Consider the following 23,832-nt stretch of genomic DNA (forward strand, 5'->3'; position numbering starts at 1 on the left):
TGAGGATGACGAGCACATCCCGGTGCCAAAATGGCAAACAAGCCAGGCCGATTAGCGACCAGGGAAGCCTGGGGGCATCATACCCTTCATGCTTCTCATCATCTTCGCCATTCCGCCCTTCTTCATTTTCTTCATCATGCGCTGCATGTCGTCGAACTGCTTCAGAAGGCGGTTAACGTCCTGCACCTGCATACCGCAACCGGCAGCGATACGACGCTTACGCGAACCTTTGATAATTTCTGGCTTAGCGCGCTCTTTCATCGTCATCGAGTTGATGATGGCTTCCATACGCACCAGCACTTTATCGTCCATCTGCGACTTAACATTATCCGGGATCTGCCCCATGCCCGGCAGCTTGCCCATCAGGCTAGCCATGCCGCCCATATTTTTCATCTGGCGCAGCTGCTCAAGAAAATCGTTGAGATCGAAGCCGTCGCCTTTTTTCAGCTTGCTGGCTAATTTCTCTGCCTGCGCGCGGTCAACTTTGCTTTCGATATCTTCGATCAGCGACAGTACGTCGCCCATGCCGAGAATACGCGACGCGATGCGGTCCGGATGGAACGGCTCCAGCGCCTCAGTTTTCTCGCCAACACCGAGAAACTTGATCGGTTTGCCAGTGATGTGACGAATAGAGAGCGCCGCACCGCCGCGGGCATCGCCGTCCACTTTGGTCAACACTACGCCGGTAAGCGGTAACGCTTCATTGAATGCTTTTGCCGTATTGGCCGCATCCTGACCGGTCATGGCGTCAACCACAAACAGGGTTTCAACCGGGTTAATCGACGCATGGACTTGTTTGATCTCGTCCATCATCGCTTCGTCAACGTGCAGACGACCAGCGGTATCCACCAGCAGCACGTCGTAGAATTTCAGTTTGGCTTCTTTCAGCGCCGCGTTAACGATATCTACCGGCTTCTGACCAACATCAGAAGGGAAGAAATCAACGCCCACCTGCTCTGCCAGCGTCTCAAGCTGTTTGATTGCCGCCGGGCGATAAACGTCGGCAGAAACCACCAGCACTTTCTTCTTGTGCTTCTCGCGCAGGAACTTACCGAGTTTACCAACGCTGGTTGTTTTACCGGCACCTTGCAGGCCCGCCATCAGCACGACCGCAGGCGGTTGCGCCGCCAGGTTCAGGGTCTGGTTCTCTTCGCCCATCGCCGCAACCAGTTCGTTACGGACGATTTTGACGAACTCCTGCCCCGGCGTCAGGCTCTTATTAACTTCATGACCAACCGCTTTCTCTTTTACGCGATTGATAAACTCACGCACTACCGGCAGAGCGACATCCGCCTCCAGCAGCGCCATGCGCACTTCGCGCAGCGTATCTTTTACGTTGTCTTCAGTGAGGCGTCCACGGCCACTGATATTGCGCAGCGTGCGCGACAAACGATCGGTTAAATTATCAAACATTGTCTCTCGCCTGGGGTGGAAACGGTTGGCCGCAATCGCGACACATCATCAGTATTTTGCCGCAGTATAACATGAAGGCGTCTTTGTTGTTATGCAACGGTTGGAGCAGCGTTCACCTGACGCTATACTGCTTCTCTTTCTTATTGCTCAAACTGTCGACATCACTATGCCCGTTTTTGCTCTGCTCGCGCTTGTCGCCTACTCCGTCAGTCTTGCGCTGATTGTTCCCGGTCTGCTGCAAAAAAACGGCGGCTGGCGGCGCATGGCTATTATTTCTGCGGTCATTGCGCTGGTCTGCCACGCAATCGCTCTGGAAGCCCGCATCCTGCCCGACGGTGATAGCGGACAAAACCTCAGCCTGCTGAACGTTGGTTCATTGGTCAGTTTGATGATCTGTACGGTAATGACCATTGTGGCTTCTCGCAATCGTGGCTGGTTGCTGCTACCCATTGTCTATGCCTTTGCGCTTATCAACCTGGCGCTGGCGACCTTCATGCCCAATGAATACATCACCCATCTGGAAGCAACGCCTGGGATGCTGGTGCACATTGGCTTATCGCTCTTTTCCTATGCCACGCTAATTATCGCCGCCCTGTACGCGCTGCAACTGGCGTGGATTGATTACCAACTGAAGAACAAGAAGCTGGCATTTAACCAGGAAATGCCGCCATTGATGAGTATCGAGCGTAAAATGTTCCACATCACGCAGATTGGCGTGGTGCTGCTAACGCTCACGCTTTGCACTGGCCTGTTCTACATGCACAACCTATTTAGCATGGAAAATATCGACAAGGCTGTGCTCTCTATCGTGGCGTGGTTTGTCTATATTGTGCTGCTGTGGGGACATTACCATGAAGGATGGCGTGGACGCCGCGTCGTCTGGTTTAACGTTGCGGGCGCGGTAATTCTGACACTGGCCTACTTCGGCAGCCGAATTGTCCAGCAGTTAATCAGCTAAACCCAGAAAAGGAGTTTCCCCTGGAACACATTTCTACTACTACGTTGATCATTATTCTGATCATCATGGTGGTCATTTCAGCCTATTTTTCCGGGTCCGAAACCGGAATGATGACCCTCAACCGCTATCGTCTGCGACATATGGCGAAACAGGGTAATCGCTCGGCCAAACGCGTCGAAAAATTGCTGCGTAAGCCAGACCGCCTGATAAGCCTGGTGTTAATCGGCAATAACCTGGTCAATATTCTTGCCTCCGCGCTCGGCACTATTGTTGGGATGCGTTTGTACGGCGATGCGGGCGTGGCAATTGCGACTGGTGTGCTGACTTTTGTCGTACTGGTATTTGCTGAGGTATTGCCGAAAACCATTGCCGCGCTGTACCCGGAAAAAGTCGCTTATCCGAGTAGTTTTCTGCTGGCTCCGCTGCAAATTTTGATGATGCCGCTGGTCTGGTTGCTGAATGCTATCACCCGTATGCTGATGCGCATGATGGGTATCAAAACCGATATCGTGGTTAGCGGCTCTTTGAGCAAAGAAGAGTTGCGCACTATCGTGCACGAATCACGCTCACAAATTTCCCGTCGCAATCAGGATATGCTGCTGTCGGTGCTCGATCTGGAAAAAATGACCGTTGATGACATCATGGTGCCGCGCAGTGAAATTATCGGTATTGATATCAACGATGACTGGAAATCGATTCTGCGCCAACTCTCCCACTCACCTCACGGGCGCATCGTGCTCTACCGTGATTCGCTGGACGACGCCATCAGTATGCTGCGAGTACGTGAAGCCTGGCGGTTGATGTCGGAGAAAAAAGAGTTCACCAAAGAAACCATGCTGCGCGCCGCGGACGAGATCTATTTTGTGCCGGAAGGTACGCCGCTCAGCACGCAGTTGGTAAAGTTTCAGCGCAACAAAAAGAAAGTCGGCCTGGTCGTCAACGAGTATGGAGACATTCAGGGGCTGGTGACGGTTGAAGATATTCTGGAAGAGATTGTCGGCGATTTCACTACGTCGATGTCGCCAACACTTGCCGAAGAGGTCACGCCGCAAAACGACGGTTCGGTGATTATCGATGGCACCGCCAACGTGCGGGAAATCAACAAAGCCTTTAATTGGCATCTACCGGAAGATGATGCCCGCACGGTTAATGGCGTCATTCTTGAGGCACTGGAAGAGATCCCTGTCGCAGGCACCCGCGTGCGTATTGGCGAGTACGATATAGATATTCTCGACGTACAGGACAATATGATTAAGCAGGTAAAAGTTTTTCCTGTGAAACCGCTGCGCGAGAGTGTGGCGGAGTAACGAAAACGGCCCTGCATTCGCATGCAGGGCCGTGAATTATTACGAAAACAGAAATTACGCTTTTGCTTTCGCTACAGTTACCATCGCCGCACGAATCGTACGACCATTCAGCGTATAACCCTTCTGCATAATGCCCAGTACGTTACCTGGCGCAACGTCATCAGATTCCACCATTGCGATAGCCTGATGCACATTCGGGTCCAGCGGCACGTTAGTTTCGGCGATCACTTCAACACCAAACTTACGCACAACATCCAGCATCGACTTCAGCGTCAGCTCAATGCCTTCAACCATCGCAGACATATCCGGGTTAGCTTTATCAGCCACTTCCAGCGCACGATCCAGGCTATCAATCACCGGCAGCAATTCGTTGATGAATTTCTCCAGCGCGAATTTGTGGGCTTTTTCAATATCCAGTTCAGTACGTCGACGCAGGTTTTCCATTTCGGCTTTTACACGCAAAATGCCGTCACGTTCACGGGTCTGGGCTTCAGCCAGCTGAGCTTCGAGATTCGCAATTTTTTCATCGCGCGGATCCACCTGCTCAGCAGAAGCTTCTGGCTCAACTGCCTCAATCTCTTCGTGCTGATCCATGATAATTTCTTCCGGGGCTTGCCCCTCAGGCGTTTTCTGTTCTTTACTACTCATGAATTTCTCCGCGTTTTTTTCGCATTCATCTCGCTAACTTCGCTTATTATGGGGATCAGTTTCAGGGTTTCAAGGGAAGCACTCACATTGTCATCAATCTTCGCAACAAGGACCTCGGAAAAATGAATAATCATTTCAAGTGTATTGGCATTGTGGGACACCCACGGCACCCCACTGCACTGACAACACATGAAATGCTCTACCGCTGGCTGTGCACAAAAGGTTACGAGGTCATCGTTGAGCAACAAATCGCTCACGAACTGCAACTGAAGAATGTGAAAACTGGCACGCTCGCGGAGATTGGGCAACTAGCTGATCTCGCGGTAGTCGTTGGTGGCGACGGTAATATGCTGGGCGCGGCACGCACACTCGCCCGTTACGATATTAAAGTTATTGGAATCAACCGTGGCAACCTGGGTTTCCTGACTGACCTTGACCCCGATAACGCCCAGCAACAGTTAGCCGATGTGCTGGAAGGCCACTACATCAGCGAGAAACGTTTTTTGCTGGAAGCGCAAGTCTGTCAGCAAGATTGCCAGAAACGCATCAGCACCGCGATAAATGAAGTGGTGCTTCATCCAGGCAAAGTGGCGCATATGATTGAGTTCGAAGTGTATATCGACGAGATCTTTGCGTTTTCTCAGCGATCTGATGGACTAATTATTTCGACGCCAACAGGCTCCACCGCCTATTCCCTCTCTGCAGGCGGTCCTATTCTGACCCCCTCTCTGGATGCGATTACCCTGGTGCCCATGTTCCCGCATACGTTGTCAGCACGACCACTGGTCATAAACAGCAGCAGCACGATCCGTCTGCGTTTTTCGCATCGCCGTAACGACCTGGAAATCAGTTGCGACAGCCAGATAGCACTGCCGATTCAGGAAGGTGAAGATGTCCTGATTCGTCGCTGTGATTACCATCTGAATCTGATTCATCCGAAAGATTACAGTTATTTCAACACATTAAGCACCAAGCTCGGCTGGTCAAAAAAATTATTCTAATTTTACGCCAGCCTCTTTACTGTATATAAAACCAGTTTATACTGTACACAATAACAGTAATGGTTTTTCATACAGGAAAACGACTATGTTGGCACAACTGACCATCAGCAACTTTGCTATCGTTCGTGAGCTTGAGATTGATTTTCATAGCGGCATGACCGTAATAACTGGCGAGACCGGCGCGGGTAAATCTATTGCAATAGATGCCCTCGGTCTTTGTCTCGGTGGTCGCGCTGAAGCCGACATGGTGCGTACCGGCGCTGCTCGCGCTGACCTGTGCGCCCGTTTTTCTCTGAAAGATACGCCAGCGGCTCTGCGCTGGCTGGAAGAAAACCAGCTTGAAGACGGGCATGAATGTTTGCTTCGTCGCGTGATCAGCAGCGATGGTCGCTCCCGTGGTTTCATCAACGGTACAGCTGTTCCTCTGTCACAACTGCGCGAACTGGGTCAGTTGCTGATTCAGATCCATGGTCAGCACGCTCATCAATTACTCACCAAACCTGAGCACCAAAAATTCCTGCTTGATGGCTATGCCAATGAAACCTCTCTACTGCAGGAAATGACCGCACGTTATCAGTTGTGGCATCAAAGCTGCCGTGACCTCGCGCATCATCAACAGTTAAGTCAGGAACGCGCCGCCCGTGCGGAACTGCTGCAATACCAATTAAAAGAACTTAACGAATTTAATCCGCAGCCCGGAGAGTTTGAACAAATCGACGAAGAGTACAAACGTCTGGCGAACAGCGGTCAATTGCTGACCACCAGCCAGAATGCATTGGCATTAATGGCCGACGGTGAAGACGCAAACCTGCAAAGTCAGCTTTACACGGCTAAACAACTGGTGAGCGAATTGATTGGCATGGACAGCAAACTGTCCGGCGTACTTGATATGCTGGAAGAAGCTACCATCCAGATTGCTGAAGCCAGCGATGAACTGCGCCACTACTGCGATCGTCTGGATCTCGATCCCAACCGACTATTTGAACTTGAACAGCGCATCTCAAAACAGATTTCGCTGGCACGTAAACATCACGTCAGCCCTGAGGCATTGCCACAGTATTACCAGTCGCTACTGGAAGAACAGCAGCAACTGGACGATCAGGCCGACTCACAAGAAACGCTTGCGCTGGCGGTAACGAAACATCATCAGCAGGCACTGGAAATCGCGCGCGCATTACACCAACAACGCCAGCAATATGCAGAAGAACTTGCACAGCTGATCACCGACAGTATGCATGCGCTCTCAATGCCGCATGGGCAGTTTACGATCGATGTTAAATTTGACGAGCATCACCTGGGCGCTGACGGTGCCGATCGTATTGAGTTTCGGGTAACCACCAACCCAGGTCAGCCAATGCAGCCTATTGCCAAAGTCGCATCCGGTGGTGAATTGTCCCGCATCGCACTGGCAATCCAGGTCATCACGGCGCGTAAAATGGAAACCCCGGCACTGATTTTTGATGAAGTGGATGTAGGGATTAGCGGTCCAACAGCGGCAGTTGTCGGCAAACTGCTGCGTCAACTCGGCGAATCAACTCAGGTGATGTGTGTTACCCACCTGCCACAAGTCGCGGGATGTGGTCATCAACACTATTTTGTCAGCAAAGAAACCGATGGTGCGATGACAGAAACGCATATGCAATCCCTGAATAAAAAAGCGCGGTTACAAGAGCTGGCGCGCCTGCTTGGTGGCAGTGAAGTCACACGTAATACACTAGCGAATGCGAAAGAACTGCTTGCAGCGTAAACTTTTTTCCTGCTTCACGGTTAGAGTAAACAGCAAAACGCCGTAAGACCGGAAAGCAAAAGGTTTTAAAGTGATGAAAGGTCTATTATCATCGGCATATTACAGATGAGCCACGTACTGCTCGGGCCCGAAAAGGAATCAAATCACTATGCGCTGTAAAACGCTGACTGCTGCAGCAGCAGTACTATTGATGTTGACCGCAGGCTGTTCCACTCTGGAGCGAGTGGTTTACCGTCCTGACATCAACCAGGGGAACTATCTGACCGCTAACGACGTATCCAAAATACGTGTTGGCATGACGCAACAACAAGTTGCGTACGCATTGGGTACACCGCTGATGTCCGATCCATTTGGTACGAATACCTGGTTCTATGTCTTCCGCCAGCAACCAGGTCATGAAGGTGTAACGCAGCAAACGCTGACGCTGACCTTTAACAGTAGCGGTGTGTTGACCAATATTGATAACAAACCTGCGCTGAGTGGTAACTAATAATAAAGTTGCTCTCAAAGACGTTAAAAAAGGTGCTCAATGAGCTAATGCCAGTCAGTTAAGCAACTGACTGGCTCTTTTTCGGGGCTGTGGGGTATTTCCAGGGCCTCTCCTTTACCACTCTCGGGAAGGCCCTTTCCCTTCTCGTCGGTAATTTCACAAGTTGTCCCATACTTGCAAGATCGCGCATCAGCTCCGGTATACGTCCCGGTGAAGCGCCCTGCAATGTCATCAGCATTCTCATCACCATTCCGCATGATTCTGAGAAACTCAGTTGATTCGGCCAGTAACCTTTCAGATGTTCCGCCATTTTAATCATCTGATATCTCACCAGATTATAAGCCAGTAAGACACCCCACAGCTCTTGCTCCACAAGCTCCGGCTTTTTACTTCTCAGCGTCAGCCTGCTCAGTTGCATCGTCTGTTTTATCTCCCTGTATCCCAGTTCGATTTCCCAGCGATGACTGTACAGATCCGCCATTTCTCCTCCGGGGAAGCGCATGGCGTCCGTCATCGACGTCAGCAGATGGCAGACTTTTCCTTTGCGCGTCACGGTCAGCAGGCGGGCTGTCACTTCATTTCCCAGTCCCGGCCACTTTTTTCGTGCCTGCGGGCTGGTTTTCAGCTTCACCAGATGATCGCCTTTACCCAGTTTTCTGAGCTCTTCATATTGCGCTCCCTTTCTGAGAGGTATCATCCAGTGGCGGTGTTCTCCCGCCAGGCTCCAGGCATTTAACAGTCCCAGTGAGTAATAACCTTTATCCATTAACGTCAGAGTGTTATCGCCGGTTTGTTCTATAAGTTGCTCAGCAAGCTCATTTTCGCTGTTCTTCATCGTGCCGAAGGCTGCAGCCGTCAGCAGATGGCTGGTCAGTTCCATCTGGCAGACCATTTTGACCTGCGGGTAGAGCGCCGGGTTCCCGGCATGTGTCTGGCGGGGGAAGGCTGCATCGTTCTCTGGTGTATCCGGTGTGCGCCAGAACACACCATCGATGGCCAGCAGGGTCAGGCCGCACCAGTGCGGATGCGGCGTGGCGTTATGCCAGAGCTGCGCTGTTTTCGTGAACACGCGGCGGACAGCCTCACTTCCCAGGCGCTGGCGGGCCTGAATAACGGCACTGGGGGCAACGAAGGGGCGATTGCCCGGCAGCATGATGTCCAGGCGATTCACAATCTGGTGAAGAGGTTCTTTACGCTCAAGCGCCATGCCAACAATACACCAGACCATCATTTCGAGGGGAAGACGGCGCTTGCGTAGCGTTACAGTACCTGATTCGGCAAGGCAACGAGAGATGAGTTCGGGGTCGAGGTAATCCCCCAGAGAAGTCAGTGGGTTACGCAGAGAATCGTAACGGGATACCAGATCAAGAGCCTGTCCAATGTGCATAAAAAAATCCGGAAACAAGTGAGCGTTTCCGGATTCTTACACAGCCACTGGATCGGTCAACTGATCCTTAACTGATCGGCATTAGCTCAATGAGCACCTTTTTTCTGTCTGTTATTTATTCGCTGATTTTTCTGCTCGTTGCCTGCGAAGCTCTTTCGGATCGGCAATGAGAGGGCGATAAATCTCCACCCGATCGCCATCATGCACACTATCGCTTAGTTTTGCCGGACGGCTGTAAATGCCGACTTTGTTTTTAGTTAAATCGATATCGGTACGCAATTCCAGCAAGCCACTGGCGCGAATAGCTTCTTCAACCGTCGCGCCCTCCTGCAGCGTCACGCGCTGCAGGTACTGCTTCTCAGGTAGCGCATAAGCCACCTCAACGGCAATTTTACCTAGCACTGTAAACCTCTTTCGCACGAACCGTAAAAGCCTGGACCATATTAGACGCCAGCTCTTTAAACACGCGACCAAAGGCGAGTTCAATCAACTTATTGGTAAACTCAAAGTCGAGATGAAACTCGATACGACACGCCTCCTGGCTCAGCGGCGTAAACTTCCATCCACCAATCAATTTCTTGAACGGCCCATCCACCAGATTCATAAGAATACTTTGGTTACTGGTCAACTGGTTGCGGGTAGTAAACGTTTTGCTGATCCCAGCCTTAGAGACATCTACCGCCGCAGTCATCTGCCCAGGAGTGGACTCCAGAATCCGACTTCCGGTACAACCCGGCAAAAACTGAGGATAAGACTGAACGTCATTCACTAACTGATACATTTGCTCCGCGCTGTAGGGTACCAGTGCGGTCCGGCTAATCTGAGGCATAACTATTTCCATCAACAAAAATCCAACAAATAATATCATTTATCCTGCTGTAAAAAAAAACGCTATCCCGGCGCTGGGTAACATCGGGTTCATGCTAAGATAGAGCCTTGTCCCCCGCAGGATTGATATGGGGTGTTTTCGATTTCAGATTACCGATGATTCACGACGCTTATGACGAAGAAAAAAGCACATAAACCTGGTTCAGCGACCATCGCGCTTAACAAGCGCGCCCGTCACGAATACTTTATCGAAGAAGAGTTCGAAGCGGGACTTGCCCTGCAAGGCTGGGAAGTTAAATCCCTGCGCGCAGGAAAAGCCAATATCAGCGACAGCTACGTCCTTCTGCGTGACGGAGAGGCATTTCTGTTTGGCGCTAACATCACGCCAATGGCCGTGGCCTCCACGCATGTGGTGTGCGATCCTACCCGTACCCGCAAGTTACTTCTCAACCAGCGCGAACTGGACTCATTGTACGGTCGCGTCAATCGAGAAGGCTATACCGTAGTGGCGCTCTCCCTGTACTGGAAAAATGCCTGGTGCAAAGTGAAAATCGGCGTCGCCAAAGGTAAAAAACAGCACGATAAACGTTCAGATATCAAAGAACGCGAATGGCAGGTGGATAAAGCACGTATCATGAAAAACGCCCACCGTTAAACCTGCACTCCAATTATTGACCAGTTCCTCACCGCGCCTCCCTCTCCGGCGGCGCGAATGAACATCTTATTGGCTATCACATCCGACACAAATGTTGCCATCCCATTGCTTAATCGAATAAAAATCAGGCTACATGGGTGCTAAATCTTTAACGATAACGCCATTGAGGCTGGTCATGGCGCTCATAAATCTGGTATACTTACCTTTACACATTGGGGCTGATTCTGGATTCGACGGGATTTGCGAAACCCAAGGTGCATGCCGAGGGGCGGTTGGCCTCGTAAAAAGCCGCAAAAAATAGTCGCAAACGACGAAAACTACGCTTTAGCAGCTTAATAACCTGCTTAGAGCCCTCTCTCCCTAGCCTCCGCTCTTAGGACGGGGATCAAGAGAGGTCAAACCCAAAAGAGATCGCGTGGAAGCCCTGCCTGGGGTTGAAGCGTTAAAACTTAATCAGGCTAGTTTGTTAGTGGCGTGTCCGTCCGCAGCTGGCAAGCGAATGTAAAGACTGACTAAGCATGTAGTACCGAGGATGTAGGAATTTCGGACGCGGGTTCAACTCCCGCCAGCTCCACCACTTTTGACAGGACTGCAACCGGACAGAGACTATAAAAACAGTCACTTACGGACACTGACCAGACAGTAAGCGGACCAGAAAAAGACAAAAATATACACGCAAAATGCACGTGCATTTCAAAAAAGCCTCTGATTATGAAGTCAGAGGCTTTTCTAGTTGTAAATAAGGGTAACAATTTAACACGATGCAGCTTACCAATTACGTAACATCAAACGCTCTAATTGTTCCCAAATCCTCCAGACCACTCAGCTCCTCTTTCATTTCACGCTGACGGCGATAAATCTCATCGTTGCGATCGACCTGCGCCTGCACCATTGCTGCCGCCAGTTCTTCCAGTTCCGGCATCGACAGTTTCACCTGCTGATTATCGGCATCACCCCACGCCATATGCGTTTGTGCTGTGACAGATTTTGCCAGCATGACTACCGGGGACAGGCGGCCCAGTGAGTCGGGGCCAGCATTCCAGATACGACCATTCCATTCAAACGTGAACGGCTTCGCCTCCTGTTCTGTGCGCCATGCTTCAATTTCCTGACGTCTGGCCTCTCTGGCCGCTTCCAGCATTTCTGGTGTCACAGTGAATGGGGCTATCTCACCCCATTTGCCACTTTGCAGTTCCTGCCAGATTTGCTGACCCGTCGGTGCGACATCATCAGCGGTGGCTGTGTAGGGGACTGCCAGGTCCCTGTCGTCAAAAAAAACGTCACAGTCTACTGCGCCACTTTCGGTATAACGGGGATTAATGATTTTTTTAATTTCCACGGTGCATTCCTCACGATGTGCGAATAAAAAGCCCGGGCATTGCGCCAGAGACATGAGCATCCGGCACCCCGGACAGGGCGCTATATGACCCCGGTAATGAATGCTCTGAACATCCCGTAATGAAAAATTGTGGGGATGCTATATACGTTCCGGTGGGAGTACTGGGCACTGAAATCCCCACCGGTCCCAGTCGTGAGCCTCTGTATGACTGCCCCCTGACAAGTCTGATGACTTTATCACCGTCAGCTTCTCCCTGGTACGCAGCAATAATCAGCCCGCCAATGTCAGGGTCTCCCCATCTGTTGCAGACAGAGCTCGCCACGATTCTGTAAATAATATCTTCTGTGGTTATATTTATTTTCACCCAGCCAGTCAGTCTGGATATGGGCCAGTAGCAGTAGCGGGTGTGATAAATGGGGCCGTTAATGCCGTAAAAAGTAAGGGATTTGGCTCTGTACCTCGGTTCTGTTGTCTCAGGGCGTGCATCAGTCCACCGGATGCTGAGCACCCCTTCAAACCGTGTGTCGGGTATGATGATGTCGTAGGGGCCAGCAACGGAATATTCACCTGGCAGCGCATTCCTTACCCAGGCCAGGAAATCACTCTTAGTGTCAAAACGGATAACATCTTCAGGCAGAAAAGCACACCCAAAGCCGAATGCGCCGGGTATCGCCAGACGGCCTTTTGTCCGGTCGTAAATGTCGCTCTGTGCTTCCATCGTGGCCGCACTTTTCAGCCCCAGATTATCCCGGGACTTCTGTTGTGCCTTTTCGCCTGCTGCTGCGATTTCAGACAGATGGTTAGCCGTTTTCAGAGTGCCGGTCAGCGCAGCATCAATGTCATTTTTGGCCTGCTCTGCTGCGCGGGCATAACCTGCGGCTGCCGCCACATCCTGCGCCGTCTGCTGTGCGTTTCCGGCTGCGGCCCCGGCGCTCTGCTGCGCCTGCGCCACCATTTCCTCAAAGCGTTTGACGACATCCGGTTTCAGGTCGCCCTCATCAGGAGCAATCAGAAAGTCATTCAGCGTGCCGGGCTTTGAGTCGTCGTATACAGCAATGTCGCCAACACAGTACTCGTCGCGCCAGTCCCGTTTCAGATACACGCAATATTTTCCGACCTGTGCCTCAAACGAATATTCACCGTTATTTCCGGTCACTACATCAGCCCTGGTACGCATCACCACTTCTGAGGTGTTTACACGGGATTTCAGAATAATCTGGCATCCGGACATGGGGATGCCTGCGCCATCAGTCAGCGCACCTGATATCACTACAGACATAGTTTTTCTCGCGATAAATTAAATCAGGAAGAACCTTCCGGAGAGACGGACCATTCAATGGCGTTATATGAGGATTTATCAGTGATGGTGCTGAAATCCATCGCCTGCAGCGATTTCGCGTAAATACGGTACGCTTTCAGTTTTTCCCGGTCTTCGTCGCTGATTAGCCCCAGCAGCAGGTCTTCTTCCCATTCCCCTGTCCGGGCACTGACCTGAGCCAGAAGGGCATCACGCTCATCTTCCGCTTTGAGTCTGTAGTCAAAGACAAATTCATCATTGCGGTAAAACCAGTAACCCGGCGCGGTAATGCGGCGGTTGGCGGTAATATCAGGAACTTCAATAACACTGGCGTTACGGGGTTCAATGCCTGTCACATCCTTACCGACCCACACCACGCGCCCGTCTCCGGTGTAAACCATTTTTATGGTGTCACTGGCAAAGTTCTTCTGTTCTTCATACCAGTTTTTGCCGTCTTCCGAAAAAAGCCAGGTGACATCATACTGTTTTGTCAGCTGATATTATTCCGCGGTTTTCGGATTACCTGCCGTAATATTTTTTAAATGCAACATTGTTAAATACTCGCTACGTTATACCAGGTGCCATTAATCAGTTTTTGCAGCGGTCGGTAATACACGCCGTTGACGTTATCCGCTGAGTTACGGCCGGTATCCGATATCGATATCCCTGACAGCCCGTGTCCCGAAGGTGAGCGAAATGTCCACGAAACGGTGTTACTGCCGGGGGTGTAATACATTTCATAACCATACCGCACATCCTGCACGCCACCATTTCGCTGCTGGTAACGGGCATCAAAGTTTCCGTAGTCTGACGGTGTTACCCGTCCTGTAACGTTTACAGCTTTATTACTCTGGATACTGCCACTCTGAAAACGCAACACATGCACGCTATTGGCATAAACATCCAGCAGGCCATCACCATTCTGTTTGAATCCGGTGTCATTATCACCAAGAACAATTGAATTCCCCCCCAGGGCGTTCTGAACGCCGATACCCAGCGCACCATTGACCTGCGAACCACCGCCAACAGACACTTTATGCGACATGGATATTTCACCCGTCCGCAGATTAATGGTGAACGGGCGCAGGGGACCAATATCGCCATTTTCCCCCTGACCTTCACTGGTGGGAATAAGGTGCAGGCACTCTTCCGAACGACGAAAAATCAGGCCAAAAGCTTCGTTGAAAATCCTCAGCGCATTAACACCACGGATTTTCAGCTCTCCGGTCATGGTGTCGCCATCACGCTGAACGGCATTTTTTGCCTTATCCACCGTGGGTTTTAATCCGAGGTTTTCAACAGCCTCATCCCTGTCTTCCACATCCGAAAGGTTATTTTTTATCAGCAATGCCTCTTCGTTAATTGCACCGCCCACCAGCAATAATATAGCCTTATATAGCTGGTCGTGTTCTTCTTTATTCAGTTCTATCCCGGCCTTCTCAATGACACCACAGATTTCCTCCTGAATGGCATTCCACATGGCACTGTTCAGCCAGGTAGCAAGACGTCCTGTGCGAAGATTTCCGTCAGTAAATCCGTTCTTACCCGGACCAAACTTATCTTTTACCGCAGTCAGCGTATCAATCCTGTGCATCTTCATCCTCATCTGGATAGGAAAATAAAACGACGGTGTGTGACGGACATAATTTATTAATCACGCACTCCGCAACCGTATCCCCCCACGTCCGGATCGGTGTGTTGCAGGCGTCCGTGCATGTCTGCCACTGAGCACCGGCATCCATCGGCAACGTCACACGCCAGAAATAACGCCAGCGATCTCCCCATTCCGGATCGGGGCTTGCATCCAAGTGCTGGAACTGTTCGATCGTTACGCCGGTATATCCCAGCGCCTCAAGCTGATCCAGGAAGAACTGCTCATTTATGCCACCAGCCACATTGGCTTTTGCTTCAAGACGTTGCTGACGCTGGCGTAATGTCTGGGTTCCGACAGGGGAACAGGAATCAGGTAAACCATACAATTCTTCATAACGTTCAATCAGCTCTGTGGACTGACCGGGATCGATTTCAATCACCAGTTCATCAGCCCGCTGGTGAACACGCACAAGCGATGGTGCCAGACCGTCAAGTACACCGTCGGTATCTGACCATGCAGGCCCCGGCGGCATCAGTCCGTACAGCAGCTTTGTATAATCATCCTGTAACGAATCCATTATTTACTCCTTGCCGGGTCATAAGCCTGCCAGGTGATCTCGCCGAGCACCGGAAGCTCGGTCTCCCCCAGGTCAATATCCGATGAAGGGACGATTAACCGGTGGGCCACTTCACCAGCAGACAAACTGATGGCCTCACTGATTCTGGACAGATACATACGCCCCTCTGGCACACCATCCCGTAACATCAGTGCATTCAGCTCTGCTTTTATTGCAGTCCTGATCTGCGGTGTGTCTTTCGATAATGCAATCGTCATCGGGATGACTTTTTCTGTGGCACCGAATACATACAATCCGCTTCCGGCAACAGGTGCCAGAGGAAGGATGTGGTCCCTGACTGCGTTAATCACGCTTTCATCCGGGGCCGGGCGTTCCGGATCGTTTGTCGCCACCATCACGCCAACCGTTCCAGTGCCTTTCCAGTGTCTGAAAGTCCATGCACGGTTAATACCCTGAACTTCTTTCGCCCAGATAACATAATCAGGGTCTGCGCCCCCGGTGATGCTGCCAACTTACTGATTTAGTGTATGATGGTGTTTTTGAGGTGCTCCAGTGGCTTCTGTTTCTATCAGCTGTCCCTCCTGTTCAGCTACTGACGGGGTGGTGCGTAACGGCAAAAGCACTGCCGGACATCAGCGCTATCTCTGCTCTCACTGCCGTAAAACATGGCAACTGCAGTTCACTTACACCGCTTCTCAACCCGGTACGCACCAGAAAATCATTGATATGGCCATGAATGGCGTTGGATGCCGGGCAACTGCACGCATTATGGGCGTTGGCCTCAACACGATTTTACGTCACTTAAAAAACTCAGGCCGCAGTCGGTAACCTCGCGCATACAGCCGGGCAGTGACGTCATCGTCTGCGCGGAAATGGACGAACAGTGGGGCTATGTCGGGGCTAAATCGCGCCAGCGCTGGCTGTTTTACGCGTATGACAGTCTCCGGAAGACGGTTGTTGCGCACGTATTCGGTGAACGCACTATGGCGACGCTGGGGCGTCTTATGAGCCTGCTGTCACCCTTTGACGTGGTGATATGGATGACGGATGGCTGGCCGCTGTATGAATCCCGCCTGAAGGGAAAGCTGCACGTAATCAGCAAGCGATATACGCAGCGAATTGAGCGGCATAACCTGAATCTGAGGCAGCACCTGGCACGGCTGGGACGGAAGTCGCTGTCGTTCTCAAAATCGGTGGAGCTGCATGACAAAGTCATCGGGCATTATCTGAACATAAAACACTATCAATAAGTTGGAGTCATTACCTGCGCCCCCCTGTGGAATGTAGTAATAACGTTCCATAACGCGGGCACGCCATATTTCCAGATTTTCAATATCTTCACCGTCTGTAATGGTGTCAGCGTACCCTGTGGACGGCAGACCACTGACGGGTGTTCCCAGTTGCATGGCAATACCATCATCCGTATTCCCCGCCGATCCCGGTTCGTCTGCCACAACAGGCACCCGGAGAAGACCATCGGCTGCGGTCACCGTCGCCGTCGTGGTAAAGGTCACCTGATTATCACGCTGGATCTGCGTTCCCGCTGGCAATACCGGCGTCCCCTCTACGCCATCCCAGCGCACAAATCCCCGGGCTGCCACCGCTTCTTTTCGCGGGCAGCGTTTGATTCTGGCGTGCCGGTACAGCCAGTCTTCATCACACACGTCCGGTAACAGATTTCTGGCAAGATAATCGATATACCCGTACAACGTGTGTACGGCTGCAGCCTGTACACGGGCATACACTTCCGCATCCATACGACGAAGCAGCGTATCCTGCTCAAAGCGGGTTAATAAATCGCTCCGGATCATAGAAATAAGTTGCGGGAGGCCGGGGCGATAAAACTGACTGTCAGCCATTCAGTTCACTCCAGATATCATCAAAAATAATGTTGTGAATATTGCCGTCACGCTGGTAAATGGTAATGGCAAGTGCCAGCGAGTCTGTCCCGGTCCGGACAGCGTTAATATCAAGACGGGAAGCAACACCATCCTCCACCATCCACGCCAGCGCCTCACGGACATAATCTCTGGCAAGCTGCGGGGTTTTATTTGTCAGCTTGCTGCGTCGCAACAGATACAAACGCGACCCCGTGCGATCATTCTGAACCGCAGGCCAGGTATCCCCCCACCATCCAAATATCCGTGGTGCATCATCACGCCCGGCACGCCGCCATGTAAAAAGCGAAATAATCACAGCACGCGTCAGAAGGTCGATCGAAGCCCCGGTCGACACGGGTCGCCCGTTAACATTAATCATCATGATTTTCAGCCCATCGGTTGATCCGGCGTGTCAGTGATCCCGCCACCATCACCATTTTCGGTATGTTTGTGGGCATTGTAGGCCTGCCGCATTTGCTGCATGCTGAGTCCGCCACTGTCGCAATTGTCAGTAATATCGGCGGTGGATTCGACTGGCATTTCAAAGCGCGCTTTAGGCGCGTTTTTAAAAATTATGGCCTTCCCGGCCCCGTCCACCACAATACCGGAACGGGTCAGGACAACGGACTGTCCCAGATCGTCATAAAGCGCCACTTCCCCACGTTTCAGTCCTTTCAGCCGGTAACGTCTGTCAGCCACGACCACAACCACACCATGAGAACGATCGCCCGCCGGAAATAAAGCAACGCCCTCAGCACCGTTCTGTGCGGCAGATGTAAAACCATAAGGTTCAAGGTGCTCAACGTGTTGTTTCTGATCTCCGGCTATCATTTTCAACCCTACAGACTGACACTTTCTGGCGGAATCCACCGCCGTGATGACAGCCCGGGAAATCAGATTACGAAGAGAAAACCCGTTCATCAGAAATCCTCCTCAACATTTTTTTCTTCCTGGCGGTAACAGGCTCGGGGAGATAAGCATCTGCCGGGCCAACCCGTAATTCAGTCGTCGTGCCCCGGTCGTCCTGGTTATAGGTAACTTCTGCGATCACCAGTTCATCATTATCAAAATTATTCAGCGGGTCGAAAACGATGACAGATAACCCCGGACGCCATAACGCGCCACTGCCCTGCCGCCAGCCCTGAACCGTATATGTTGTCTCACGGGTAAGCGCAGCCCGTTGGCGCGCTTCAAATTCACAACGGGCCTTACAGGTTGCTGTCGTTGCTGTGCCTGACTGCTGAATCAACAAAGGGCGATAACGGGTCACGCCACTGTCCTGAATGGTCTGACGTATTGCGGCAATGGTGGCCTCACCAAAATCATCGTCGTTGCCCGGGCGCTGCCCACTGACCTGATATTCAGAAAACCGCTCTCTGATGCTTCTTTCCGTGTCACAGGAAAGAATATTCTCTCCCAGCACCAGCGCCGTCGCCGCTTTACCTGTTCCGGGTTTTCCCAGAACCAGTCGCCCGCATTCATCGTCATAAGCCAGCGTCTGAACCTGCCCCAGTAACCGGTTAAGACAATCGGCAACGGTTTCGCCGTGTTCCGGCTGGGCATCAATCACCGCTGTCTGCGGCACGCCAGCATCAACAACGGTGATGCCAAATGGCGCAGCCAGTTCACTGACTATTCTGAGCAGGTTTTTTTCCGCTCTGCTGGAGTGGCAAAGCAGAGCAGTCAACCAGATCGGCTGTTTTGCTTCGCCCGACAATTCCCATGCTGACGCTGCTGGCGTCATAACGAAGCGGTAGTGCCTCCACATATCCGGTGAGCACAGGCTCATCCCCGATAAGCACTTCAACCAGCTCACCATTTTTTATCCGGGGTTGATAATCCCGGCTTCCGGGCCAGCGGGTGGTAATGGCAACATTAAAATCCCGGGCAATACGGTTAATGCCCGCACTGATACGGACGGATGTCCAGCCGCCCCATTCGCGACCGGAAACCCGAAGTAAAACGGTATCATTCATCTGACGGGTACCCTTAATGCCCTGACCGGAACAAAGCCCGGATGAGAGATGGCATTTCGATCCAGGATATCAGTTTCACGGGACGCATCGTCGTACCATGACGCAGCCAGAACAAGCGCAGGCAGAACTTCCGCTGGCGTTCGCTCTGCGGTTTCCTCCGTCTGAACCAGACGCGCCTGAATATCCCGGTTCAGTTCTGTACGTAATGACGTCAGCTGAAAAAACAGCCTGTCATCCGCCGTACGCCTGAGCTCCTGTTCAATCGCCGCGTTCAGCGATTCGCGTATGATGGTGAGATTTTCCCGCGTGGGTGGTTGCGCTCTCTCATCCTGTCCTGTGCTGGCTGCCACGCTGTCAAGTGCCGGATGAGAAACGTGAATAATATCGGACTGACGTTCAGTGGAACCACCAACAGCCACAACCGCCTGCTGATTTTTCACCAGGCTTCCGGGTTGTGGCAGTGAAGTGACCGCCCTTGTGGCTTCGCTGATTGCCGTCGTCCGGATGACAGCAGCCACAAGGTTTGTCTGCTGTTTTTGCCTGATAACCGATGCGGAATCTGTGGGCCACACCGCACGCGGTGCCAGTCCTGGGTCCAGCGTAATGCCGGACATTGTCGTTATGGACTGCACCAGATCCTGTGTGTTATCCACCAGCCGGGTTCCGGCCCGCCAGGTATCCTGCAACGTATGCACAAAATCACTGGCAACCGACGGCGGCATCAGAATGACGGATAAATCGCCCTGCAGTAGTCTCGCTCCGGCAGAAACAGCCGAATTAACCATTTTGAAAGCTGTCTGAACGGTTCCCAGCATATCGGTCGTCCGGGCAATAACATCGTTCTGAATAAAGTCCGGTATTCCCGCGAGATCAAAATCGCCGAACATGTCTTCAATCAACTCATCCAGGAATACGGACGACTCCTCCAGTTTTCTGGCGGTTGCAGCTCCGGCGACCGGAAATGACAGTTCCCCGCTCTCAACAAACTGAAATGAAACCCGGCACATACGGCCTTCAGTGCCGGAGTGAGAAACGGTCACCTGCCCGTCAATACAGCCCTGCATTTCACCGAACTGCGGATGGATCAGCGTCCCCGGCCCGGCGGTTTCAATCGCTGTAATCAGCCTGTCGCGCTGCTCTGCGTAATCATCACCAACGAGATACGCATTAATCGTCAGCCGTCGCGTGGCACGCCCGAGATCTTCCGTGTACGGTTTGTCACGGTTTGGGTATTCATGGACCTGAACGCGGCGTCCGAACGAACCCTCGTCGCTCTCCACCGAAAACGGAACGCCACGAAATGAAGCGTCGTAAAGATTATCGCGCCAATTGATACCTGAAGATGCAGAAAAGAGTGAAGAAAGAGAAGGTAAAGAAGGTAAGTCCATACTGTCTCCACTATAAAAAAACCGCCAATTTCTGGCGGCTTATATATTAATCATCATTAATATCTTTCATATTCAATTTGCAATTTTCGTAGGTCACTCCCGACTCGCCATTAACATTAACTCCAGCTCTGATATTCCCGTTTTCTTTTACATCTACAAAAAACTGGCCTCTTGGCATCTTGAACGCAAATGTAAAACCAACAGTATCTGAATCAAAATCATCATCTTTATATATTGGGATCAAAAATGTCATCGTCGCTGGTGATGCATTGTTTGCAAAATCAAATACACCTATACTTTTGCCGAATTCATAAGAAGCTTTTCTCAATATAATCGCACCGCTGGCAGAAGGGGATGGGCACGATATCCTCAGTTGTCTGAATCCATCTGTATCCAAGTCAACGTCATTATCTGCAGATGTTTTAACGGGTAATGACTCCAACTTATTGATAGTGTTTTATGTTCAGATAATGCCCGATGACTTTGTCATGCAGCTCCACCGATTTTGAGAACGACAGCGACTTCCGTCCCAGCCGTGCCAGGTGCTGCCTCAGATTCAGGTTATGCCGCTCAATTCGCTGCGTATATCGCTTGCTGATTACGTGCAGCTTTCCCTTCAGGCGGGATTCATACAGCGGCCAGCCATCCGTCATCCATATCACCACGTCAAAGGGTGACAGCAGGCTCATAAGACGCCCCAGCGTCGCCATAGTGCGTTCACCGAATACGTGCGCAACAACCGTCTTCCGGAGACTGTCATACGCGTAAAACAGCCAGCGCTGGCGCGATTTAGCCCCGACATAGCCCCACTGTTCGTCCATTTCCGCGCAGACGATGACGTCACTGCCCGGCTGTATGCGCGAGGTTACCGACTGCGGCCTGAGTTTTTTAAGTGACGTAAAATCGTGTTGAGGCCAACGCCCATAATGCGTGCAGTTGCCCGGCATCCAACGCCATTCATGGCCATATCAATGATTTTCTGGTGCGTACCGGGTTGAGAAGCGGTGTAAGTGAACTGCAGTTGCCATGTTTTACGGCAGTGAGAGCAGAGATAGCGCTGATGTCCGGCAGTGCTTTTGCCGTTACGCACCACCCCGTCAGTAGCTGAACAGGAGGGACAGCTGATAGAAACAGAAGCCACTGGAGCACCTCAAAAACACCATCATACACTAAATCAGTAAGTTGGCAGCATCACCGTTTTAACGTTACTAATAAATCGTGAAACAATCTCCTCATTTGTTAGTATTTTCGCCTGAGCACAGCAAGAGGTTAATATTGCAACCGTCATTAAAAATGGCTTTATCACAAAACAAACTCCATTGTTAGCATGTTACGCGATAATTTTGCCTCATCTTTCACCACAAAAAAAGAACTCACCTTTTAAATGGAGAATACCCAACATCATGGGTGATTTTCATAAAGGGATCGCCTGTTTTCGGCAAATCGATAACGCGCATTCCAGGCGGCGCGTTGTCAAACGTCACCTTAAGTTCGCTGCGGGTTGCCGGTGAAGATGCAAGGCTTAACAGCTGATTCCTTTCCAGTGATACATTCGGGGTGTAGCGTTTATCGGGAGATAAATACCCATCACCACGTGGCATCTGCCATCCGGTCATGTCATAGACAAAATCATGGAACTGTTTGCCCCACTCGTCGAACTTATCATTCAGACCAAATCCACTGTTCAGTGCATCAGCCACAAAATTTTTAACAAGCCAGGGATGTGCTTTTTCAAACTCCTGCGCCATCATGCCCAGTTCAAGCAATCCACCAATCAGACTGATCTTTCCGAGGCCCTTTAATTTCAGCCCTGTTTTTCCTGCCGCCGTTGTCCATTGATTCTGGGCGACTGTTGCCGCACGAATACTTGCCACCGCCTTCACACCAATATACAGGGCAGAAACCGTTGCTATTGTTTTTACTGCCTGTTCCCATCCCCCCATTGCTCTGACAACCTGATCAACCTCCTGCCAGACTTTTTTCACAACCGGACCGACCGTTTCCCAGTTATCAATTATGAGATATGCACCACCGACGAGAAGCGCAATTAATCCCTTTGCCGGCGTCATATTCATCACGCTACCCATGATTTTTGTTATGCGTGTCAATGTGCCAATCGCCACGCCCATCGTCAGTAATGCCGCACCAGTTTTCGCGATGGTTTTTACGACCTCAGGATTTTCTCTGACAAACGTGCGCACTTCTTCCAGAAAAGGCTTCATCTCTTTTATGCCTTCATTGAGTGAAGGCAGGAAGGTTTCCCCCAGCGTGGAAGAAATCGCATTGATCTGGTTCTGCAGCAGCAACAACTGATTTTCTGTCGTCGCGGCACGGGCGGCATATTCTTTCTGCATTGAGCCGCCATACTGCTGCGCATCCGCCACACGATTAAAGTTGGTTCGCAACAAATCCAGATTCGTGAGCAGCGGCGCAATGGCCCCCAGGGATTCCTTCCCGAACAGCGCTTTCAGCACAGCAGCCTGTTTTTCTTTCGGCACTTTTGCCAGAGAATCCAGTACGTGCAGCATGGCCCCGCGGGCGTCTTTCTGCATATCCGCCGCCAGTTTTTTCGGGCTAATGCGCAACGAGCGGAGCACTTTTTTCTGCGATTTGGTGGCAGAATCCCTCGCTGTCAGCGACAACATAAAATTCTTTATCCCCGTCGCAGCAATTTCTGACTCCACCCCCATTCCGGCAATGGTTGCCCCCATTGCGGCAATCTCTCCGGAGGCCACACCCGCAACACTGCCTAAAGGGCCAATACGGGTCACAACATCAGAAATCTTTTTCGCACTTGCAGGACCGGTATTACCAAGATAGTTAATCTTATCCGCAAGCCCTGCCACCTCTCCCTGTGTCAGTTTAAAGGCAGTGCGCCACTGCGCCATCATCTGACCGGATTCTTCTGCCGTGGTGTCAAAGGCCACGCCCATCTTCACGGCATCGTCAGTAAACTGCATCAGCTCGTCACGGGCGATACCAGCCTGACCACCCGCCGCCACAATTTCGGCGATACCTTCCGCCGACATGGGCAGTTCTGTTGACAGGTCGCGCACCTGCTCCGTCATTGCCTTAAACGCTTCCGGCGTATCCAGACCATCCACCACTTTCCGGACATCCGCCATTTTTGATTCAAGGGCAATGGCAGATTTGACCGGGAGCGCCAGCGCCCCCAGTACTGCGGTTCCGGCACCCGCTGCGCCCAGTAACAGGCTGGCAAACTCCTTTTTAAAACCTTTCAGCTGGCGCTGCATTCCCTTCAGCGGTGCCGATACCTTATCCACGGCAGTGATGATCGCCTTCAGCTGAAAACTGTCAGCCATGCTTCATCTCCTCGTTAATGCGGA

At 51.5% G+C, this 23,832-nt stretch carries 21 protein-coding genes, 1 other RNA gene and 6 pseudogenes; 8 read left to right on the forward strand and 20 right to left on the reverse strand.

Translation table 11 applies throughout. The annotated features are described in order from the left end of the window. Window positions 1–51: 51 nt before the first annotated feature. Window positions 52–1,413: a signal recognition particle protein gene (ffh, locus tag C1P89_RS00215; protein WP_000460035.1), complete on the reverse strand. Its 1,362-nt coding sequence runs from the start codon at window positions 1,411–1,413 to the stop codon at window positions 52–54. A gap of 166 nt (window positions 1,414–1,579) precedes the next feature. Here ffh and C1P89_RS00220 point away from each other — a divergent pair, with 166 nt between their 5' ends. Both C1P89_RS00220 and C1P89_RS00225 read left to right on the forward strand, forming a co-directional pair. Then, complete coding sequence (locus tag C1P89_RS00220; protein ID WP_001338897.1) at window positions 1,580–2,371, forward strand: cytochrome C assembly family protein; 792 nt, start codon at window positions 1,580–1,582, stop codon at window positions 2,369–2,371. Between the two features lie 20 nt (window positions 2,372–2,391). Next, window positions 2,392–3,678, forward strand: coding sequence for an HlyC/CorC family transporter (locus C1P89_RS00225; RefSeq protein WP_010723175.1), 1,287 nt, complete (start codon window positions 2,392–2,394; stop codon window positions 3,676–3,678). 54 nt (window positions 3,679–3,732) lie between these two features. Here C1P89_RS00225 and grpE read toward each other — a convergent pair whose 3' ends face one another. Next, the gene (gene grpE, locus C1P89_RS00230; protein ID WP_001296310.1) at window positions 3,733–4,326 is read right to left on the reverse strand and encodes a nucleotide exchange factor GrpE; all 594 of its coding nucleotides are present in this window, start codon (window positions 4,324–4,326) and stop codon (window positions 3,733–3,735) included. A gap of 122 nt (window positions 4,327–4,448) precedes the next feature. On the opposite strand from grpE, the gene nadK reads away from it, so the two are divergent. The 3 genes from nadK (at window position 4,449) to bamE (ending at window position 7,564) form a co-directional block, all read left to right on the forward strand. After that, window positions 4,449–5,327, forward strand: coding sequence for an NAD(+) kinase (nadK, locus tag C1P89_RS00235; protein ID WP_001059169.1), 879 nt, complete (start codon window positions 4,449–4,451; stop codon window positions 5,325–5,327). An 85-nt stretch (window positions 5,328–5,412) separates the two neighbouring features. Further along, on the forward strand, window positions 5,413–7,074 hold the full coding sequence (recN, locus tag C1P89_RS00240) for a DNA repair protein RecN (protein ID WP_000880910.1): 1,662 nt from the start codon (window positions 5,413–5,415) through the stop codon (window positions 7,072–7,074). A gap of 148 nt (window positions 7,075–7,222) precedes the next feature. Further along, window positions 7,223–7,564, forward strand: coding sequence for an outer membrane protein assembly factor BamE (gene bamE, locus C1P89_RS00245; protein WP_001203437.1), 342 nt, complete (start codon window positions 7,223–7,225; stop codon window positions 7,562–7,564). Between the two features lie 58 nt (window positions 7,565–7,622). Here bamE and C1P89_RS00250 read toward each other — a convergent pair whose 3' ends face one another. The 3 genes from C1P89_RS00250 to ratA all read right to left on the reverse strand — a co-directional run bounded on the left by C1P89_RS00250 (window position 7,623) and on the right by ratA (window position 9,780). Further along, window positions 7,623–8,969, reverse strand: a complete 1,347-nt coding sequence (locus C1P89_RS00250; protein ID WP_000483769.1) for an IS4-like element IS4 family transposase — start codon at window positions 8,967–8,969, stop codon at window positions 7,623–7,625. Between the two features lie 93 nt (window positions 8,970–9,062). After that, on the reverse strand, window positions 9,063–9,353 hold the full coding sequence (locus tag C1P89_RS00255) for an RnfH family protein (protein WP_000900741.1): 291 nt from the start codon (window positions 9,351–9,353) through the stop codon (window positions 9,063–9,065). Continuing rightward, complete coding sequence (gene ratA / locus C1P89_RS00260) at window positions 9,343–9,780, reverse strand: type II toxin-antitoxin system toxin RatA (RefSeq protein WP_001341638.1); 438 nt, start codon at window positions 9,778–9,780, stop codon at window positions 9,343–9,345. The genes C1P89_RS00255 and ratA overlap by 11 nt, the downstream gene beginning before the upstream one ends. A gap of 171 nt (window positions 9,781–9,951) precedes the next feature. Here ratA and smpB point away from each other — a divergent pair, with 171 nt between their 5' ends. Both smpB and ssrA read left to right on the forward strand, forming a co-directional pair. Further along, window positions 9,952–10,434: an SsrA-binding protein SmpB gene (smpB, locus tag C1P89_RS00265; protein ID WP_000162574.1), complete on the forward strand. Its 483-nt coding sequence runs from the start codon at window positions 9,952–9,954 to the stop codon at window positions 10,432–10,434. Window positions 10,435–10,648: 214 nt separating this feature from the next. Continuing rightward, window positions 10,649–11,011: a transfer-messenger RNA gene (gene ssrA / locus C1P89_RS00270) on the forward strand. A 198-nt stretch (window positions 11,012–11,209) separates the two neighbouring features. On the opposite strand, the gene C1P89_RS00275 is transcribed toward ssrA, so the two are convergent. From C1P89_RS00275 to C1P89_RS00300, 6 genes and pseudogenes are all read right to left on the reverse strand, one after another. Beyond that, window positions 11,210–11,833 carry a DUF4376 domain-containing protein gene (locus tag C1P89_RS00275; RefSeq protein ID WP_014334053.1) on the reverse strand — a complete coding sequence of 208 codons (624 nt, stop codon included), beginning with the start codon at window positions 11,831–11,833 and terminating at the stop codon, window positions 11,210–11,212. Continuing rightward, on the reverse strand, window positions 11,784–13,052 hold the full coding sequence (locus C1P89_RS00280; RefSeq protein ID WP_005143284.1) for a prophage tail fiber N-terminal domain-containing protein: 1,269 nt from the start codon (window positions 13,050–13,052) through the stop codon (window positions 11,784–11,786). The genes C1P89_RS00275 and C1P89_RS00280 overlap by 50 nt, the downstream gene beginning before the upstream one ends. A gap of 23 nt (window positions 13,053–13,075) precedes the next feature. Continuing rightward, a complete protein-coding gene (locus tag C1P89_RS00285; RefSeq protein WP_065408630.1) occupies window positions 13,076–13,564 on the reverse strand; it encodes a tail fiber assembly protein in 489 nt (162 codons plus the stop codon). A gap of 59 nt (window positions 13,565–13,623) precedes the next feature. After that, window positions 13,624–13,902: pseudogene (locus tag C1P89_RS25685) on the reverse strand (phage tail protein); the annotation flags it as partial. A 748-nt stretch (window positions 13,903–14,650) separates the two neighbouring features. After that, entirely contained in the window at window positions 14,651–15,241 is a 591-nt protein-coding gene (locus tag C1P89_RS00295; protein WP_000377819.1) for a YmfQ family protein, read from the reverse strand. Beyond that, a pseudogene (locus tag C1P89_RS00300) lies at window positions 15,241–15,738 on the reverse strand (baseplate J/gp47 family protein); the annotation flags it as partial. The gene C1P89_RS00295 and the pseudogene C1P89_RS00300, both read right to left, overlap by 1 nt. 55 nt (window positions 15,739–15,793) lie before the next feature. Here C1P89_RS00300 and C1P89_RS00305 point away from each other — a divergent pair. Beyond that, window positions 15,794–16,491 (forward strand): IS1-like element IS1A family transposase gene (locus C1P89_RS00305; RefSeq protein WP_094096600.1). Its coding sequence is split into 2 segments (ribosomal slippage): window positions 15,794–16,043 and window positions 16,043–16,491, totalling 699 coding nucleotides; the frame shifts between segments, so codons are not numbered across the junction. 6 nt (window positions 16,492–16,497) lie between these two features. On the opposite strand, the pseudogene C1P89_RS00310 reads toward C1P89_RS00305, so the two are convergent. The 9 genes and pseudogenes from C1P89_RS00310 to C1P89_RS00345 form a co-directional block, all read right to left on the reverse strand. After that, window positions 16,498–17,100, reverse strand: a pseudogene (locus tag C1P89_RS00310) (baseplate J/gp47 family protein); the annotation flags it as partial. Further along, on the reverse strand, window positions 17,093–17,503 hold the full coding sequence (locus tag C1P89_RS00315) for a phage GP46 family protein (protein WP_000973349.1): 411 nt from the start codon (window positions 17,501–17,503) through the stop codon (window positions 17,093–17,095). The pseudogene C1P89_RS00310 and the gene C1P89_RS00315, both read right to left, overlap by 8 nt. A 5-nt stretch (window positions 17,504–17,508) precedes the next feature. After that, window positions 17,509–18,042: a phage baseplate assembly protein V gene (locus C1P89_RS00320; protein ID WP_001013085.1), complete on the reverse strand. Its 534-nt coding sequence runs from the start codon at window positions 18,040–18,042 to the stop codon at window positions 17,509–17,511. Further along, a pseudogene (locus tag C1P89_RS00325) lies at window positions 18,020–19,097 on the reverse strand (phage baseplate assembly protein). The gene C1P89_RS00320 and the pseudogene C1P89_RS00325 overlap by 23 nt, the downstream one beginning before the upstream one ends. Further along, complete coding sequence (locus C1P89_RS00330; protein WP_000365505.1) at window positions 19,094–20,485, reverse strand: DNA circularization protein; 1,392 nt, start codon at window positions 20,483–20,485, stop codon at window positions 19,094–19,096. The pseudogene C1P89_RS00325 and the gene C1P89_RS00330 overlap by 4 nt, the downstream one beginning before the upstream one ends. Before the next feature lie 46 nt (window positions 20,486–20,531). After that, window positions 20,532–20,912, reverse strand: a pseudogene (locus tag C1P89_RS25690) (hypothetical protein); the annotation flags it as partial. A 16-nt stretch (window positions 20,913–20,928) separates the two neighbouring features. Continuing rightward, window positions 20,929–21,626 (reverse strand): IS1-like element IS1A family transposase gene (locus C1P89_RS00340; protein WP_094096600.1). Its coding sequence is split into 2 segments (ribosomal slippage): window positions 20,929–21,377 and window positions 21,377–21,626, totalling 699 coding nucleotides; the frame shifts between segments, so codons are not numbered across the junction. A 54-nt stretch (window positions 21,627–21,680) separates the two neighbouring features. Next, window positions 21,681–21,791, reverse strand: a pseudogene (locus C1P89_RS25695) (hypothetical protein); the annotation flags it as partial. A 67-nt stretch (window positions 21,792–21,858) separates the two neighbouring features. Then, window positions 21,859–23,808: a phage tail tape measure protein gene (locus C1P89_RS00345; RefSeq protein ID WP_000785369.1), complete on the reverse strand. Its 1,950-nt coding sequence runs from the start codon at window positions 23,806–23,808 to the stop codon at window positions 21,859–21,861. Between the last annotated feature and the right edge of the window lie 24 nt (window positions 23,809–23,832).

This window comes from Shigella sonnei, from assembly GCF_002950395.1.
In the GTDB taxonomy this organism is placed as follows: Bacteria; Pseudomonadota; Gammaproteobacteria; order Enterobacterales; family Enterobacteriaceae; genus ECMA0423.

Coding starts and splice junctions, on each gene's coding strand:
- ffh (WP_000460035.1), bottom strand. CDS start 1,413: ATGTTTGATAATTTAACCGATCGTTTGTCGCGCACGCTGCGCAATATC.
- C1P89_RS00220 (WP_001338897.1), top strand. CDS start 1,580: ATGCCCGTTTTTGCTCTGCTCGCGCTTGTCGCCTACTCCGTCAGTCTT.
- grpE (WP_001296310.1), bottom strand. CDS start 4,326: ATGAGTAGTAAAGAACAGAAAACGCCTGAGGGGCAAGCCCCGGAAGAA.
- nadK (WP_001059169.1), top strand. CDS start 4,449: ATGAATAATCATTTCAAGTGTATTGGCATTGTGGGACACCCACGGCAC.
- recN (WP_000880910.1), top strand. CDS start 5,413: ATGTTGGCACAACTGACCATCAGCAACTTTGCTATCGTTCGTGAGCTT.
- bamE (WP_001203437.1), top strand. CDS start 7,223: ATGCGCTGTAAAACGCTGACTGCTGCAGCAGCAGTACTATTGATGTTG.
- ratA (WP_001341638.1), bottom strand. CDS start 9,780: ATGCCTCAGATTAGCCGGACCGCACTGGTACCCTACAGCGCGGAGCAA.
- smpB (WP_000162574.1), top strand. CDS start 9,952: ATGACGAAGAAAAAAGCACATAAACCTGGTTCAGCGACCATCGCGCTT.
- C1P89_RS00275 (WP_014334053.1), bottom strand. CDS start 11,833: ATGCTCATGTCTCTGGCGCAATGCCCGGGCTTTTTATTCGCACATCGT.
- C1P89_RS00280 (WP_005143284.1), bottom strand. CDS start 13,052: ATGTCTGTAGTGATATCAGGTGCGCTGACTGATGGCGCAGGCATCCCC.
- C1P89_RS00295 (WP_000377819.1), bottom strand. CDS start 15,241: ATGGATTCGTTACAGGATGATTATACAAAGCTGCTGTACGGACTGATG.
- C1P89_RS00315 (WP_000973349.1), bottom strand. CDS start 17,503: ATGATGATTAATGTTAACGGGCGACCCGTGTCGACCGGGGCTTCGATC.
- C1P89_RS00320 (WP_001013085.1), bottom strand. CDS start 18,042: ATGAACGGGTTTTCTCTTCGTAATCTGATTTCCCGGGCTGTCATCACG.
- C1P89_RS00330 (WP_000365505.1), bottom strand. CDS start 20,485: ATGGACTTACCTTCTTTACCTTCTCTTTCTTCACTCTTTTCTGCATCT.
- C1P89_RS00345 (WP_000785369.1), bottom strand. CDS start 23,808: ATGGCTGACAGTTTTCAGCTGAAGGCGATCATCACTGCCGTGGATAAG.